Genomic DNA, 2,704 nt, shown 5'->3' on the forward strand with positions numbered 1-2,704 from the left:
TATCGAACTCGGCATGAAGGCTTTGCAGGCTCTAGCCACGTCCCTTGAAAAGGAATTTACAAACAAGCTTGAGACCTTTCAGGGTGAACTCGACCAAAGAATCGTGAAAAACAGACAGGATATCATCAAGGTGGGAAAAGAAATCGAGCGGGTCCGGACCAACCGAGATGCCAGCCTGGCCAAGCTCCAAGAAGATGTCAAGAAGTTCAAGACCGAGATTCAGCGGGTTGAGAGCAAGCGGGATGCGAAACTGGCCAAGCTGCAGGAAGAAATCACCGAGTTGAATGCAGAGATCGCACTCCTCAAGCAGAGGGAGCTTGAATTGTCCCGTGAGGAGGAAAATGTAAGGAAAAACACGGACCTTCTGATGGCAAAGAGAAACAGCCTGATCGAGGACCGCGAGACCCGTAATGATCCTCTCGGTCTGGTTCTTTACACAACTTCCCTGCAACAGAACATCGCGTATTTTAATCAGCTTGTGAACCAACTGAGTGATGTAAAGAGGACAATCGAGAACAAAGTGTCTTCGATCAAGAAGCGCGAGATCGAAAGGGTACGTGTCAAGGAAGAGGCTTCTCTGGCTATAGAGAAAATAAATTCTGATATCAAGAAAAATCAGATTGAGAGCATCCGCGTCAAGGAGAACGCTTCCCAGAGCATCAAGAAACTGGAATCCGACGTCCTGAAGATACAAGCAACCATTAAGGCACTTGAGGAGCGAAAGAAATTTGCAAAACCTATCGAGGTCATCCAGGAGCCGACCGTAAGCTACAAACCAGTAAGGCCTAAGAAGCGCTTGAACGCTGCAATAGCGGGCATCCTGGCGTTCTTCATTTCTGTCTTTGGTGCTTTTCTATGGGAATACATTGCAGGCAAGAAAAAAGAAACAGCCTCAGCTACTCAAGAAGATACCTATACATAGCGTCTTATATAATTGCGCATAATCGGCGCAGGGTTTCATTAGGTTGGTTCCATGAGGAAAACTGATCAAATACCTACCGTTGTAACCAATTCATCCAGGAGCGGGAAGTACTGGTTATGGGTGCGGAGACGGCGGGTTAGCTTCCAGACACGCTCCATTGGATTGAGTTCCGGGCTATAGGGGGGAAGAAAGTCAAGGCGGAGATACTGGCGATGCTCCTTCAGCCAAGGTTGAAGCTTGCGTGCGTGATGCCACCGTGCGTTATCCAGAACCAGGACCATCTTCCTACCTCTGTAGTGATGGGTCAGGAGCTCTTGCAAGAAACAAAGAAAAGTCTCGGTCGAGAATCTATCGGTCTTTCGGGTTACCAGCCGTCCATTGGCTACACAGACGGCTCCGAATACTGCGACACTGTTCCGAGTCGCTGCATGGAGAACGACAGGATCCACATCCTCTGGCGCCACCCACACGGTACATCGCGAACCGTGCTGATGGAAATGACATTCATCCTCAAACCAGAGATCACGATCCTCTCTTCTTCGGAGGCGGCTGAGTTTTTTTATATGTTCGCTGCGCCTCCTGGTCTGCCCCGGCAACCAACGGACGCGGCTTTCGCCGGCGAAACCCTAGCTGGTGGAACAATCTCTGGCATTGCCGCACCCCAAGACTGACGCCATAGGACCGAGACAAGTGATGACTGAGAAGCTTTCCGTCCCAAAGGTTCTGACCATAGCCCAGTTCAGAAGGCGACCGGCGAAGGTCTCGGCCAAGGGCCCGGAGCGAAGCCCCATCCAATACAGATGGACGTCCCGATCGAGGCGTTTCCTGCAGTCCCGAAAACCCACTGTCTTCAAAACGACGCACCCAGTACTGGACGGTCCGGGGGCTTTGGCCAAAAAGCCTGGCCACCTCAGAACAACTGAATCCACCACATACCAGAAGAATCCCGTGAAGTCGGTGATCGTACCGCGACTCCTCCGATCGCAAGATCTCCTCCTGTACTGCAAAGCGAATGATTTCCGCATCCTTGATTTCCAACTTGCGCATGGCTCCCTCCCTCCGATAACCATGATACCAGAAGGGAGTACAATACGCAATTATTTATGACGTCATGTATAGATGGCTTCTGTAAGTGATCCGGGTATCAACCGTCAGCAATTGCTTCAGCAGGGCCGAGAGGTGCTAGGCTCAAACCCAGAAACCACCCAATGGAAAAGTCAGGCAGTGCTTGGTAATCCGGCGCGGACAATCTCAGCTTTGGAATTGTACGCATGCCTTGGCTGATCAACGACCTGCATGGGTATCGGGGTGCTGTCTTAGTAGTGAATCGGTTTTCTTTTGTTTGGGTGGGAATACATTGGAGTCTTGGATTTTGGATTCATGAGTGTAGTGGTCCACTACAAAATAAATAAATAAGGAGCCTCGAGAGATGGGAAAACGAATCTTGGTCACAGGTGCTGGTGGTTTTATTGGAAGCCATATGGCTAGAAGGCTTTACAAAGAGGGAAATTTTGTGAGGGCAGCGGATATCAAATGGGATGGCTTTATGCCTGATCCCTACTATTCTGAGAAATTGACGTTGGATCTCAGGTCTTACGAAAACTGCCTTAGAGCTACTGAAGGAGTAGAATGGGTTTTCCAGTTTGCAGCAGACATGGGTGGGATTGGCTATATTACAGAAATAGGGGCGCAAATAATGCATAACAGCGCCCTGATCAATATAAACATGCTTCAGGCGTCTGTCGAGACCGGCGTGAAAAGGTTTTTCTTCCCCTCTTCTGC

Annotated in this window: 4 protein-coding genes; 2 read left to right on the plus strand and 2 right to left on the minus strand. The window is 49.7% G+C overall.

What is annotated here, in order from left to right; genetic code table 11:
• A partial coding sequence (locus tag JRJ26_20520; protein MBW2059874.1) for a hypothetical protein occupies positions 1-922 on the plus strand: 922 nt, incomplete at its 5' end.
• A gap of 65 nt (positions 923-987) precedes the next feature.
• Here the strand turns inward: JRJ26_20520 and JRJ26_20525 are convergent.
• Positions 988-1,518, minus strand: coding sequence for an IS630 family transposase (locus tag JRJ26_20525; protein MBW2059875.1), 531 nt, complete (start codon positions 1,516-1,518; stop codon positions 988-990).
• Positions 1,445-1,969: a transposase gene (locus tag JRJ26_20530; GenBank protein ID MBW2059876.1), complete on the minus strand. Its 525-nt coding sequence runs from the start codon at positions 1,967-1,969 to the stop codon at positions 1,445-1,447. Before JRJ26_20530 ends, JRJ26_20525 begins: the two co-directional genes overlap by 74 nt.
• Positions 1,970-2,351: 382 nt before the next feature.
• Between JRJ26_20530 and JRJ26_20535 the strand changes: the two genes are divergently transcribed.
• Positions 2,352-2,704: NAD-dependent epimerase/dehydratase family protein (locus JRJ26_20535; GenBank protein MBW2059877.1), on the plus strand; the 353-nt coding region annotated here is incomplete at its 3' end.

The organism is Deltaproteobacteria bacterium (assembly GCA_019308905.1).
In the GTDB taxonomy this organism is placed as follows: domain Bacteria; phylum Desulfobacterota; class BSN033; order WVXP01; family WVXP01; genus JAFDHF01.

Excerpts from the sequence above, each read along its gene's own strand:
- JRJ26_20530 (MBW2059876.1), bottom strand. The coding sequence starts at position 1,969 with ATGCGCAAGTTGGAAATCAAGGATGCGGAAATCATTCGCTTTGCAGTA.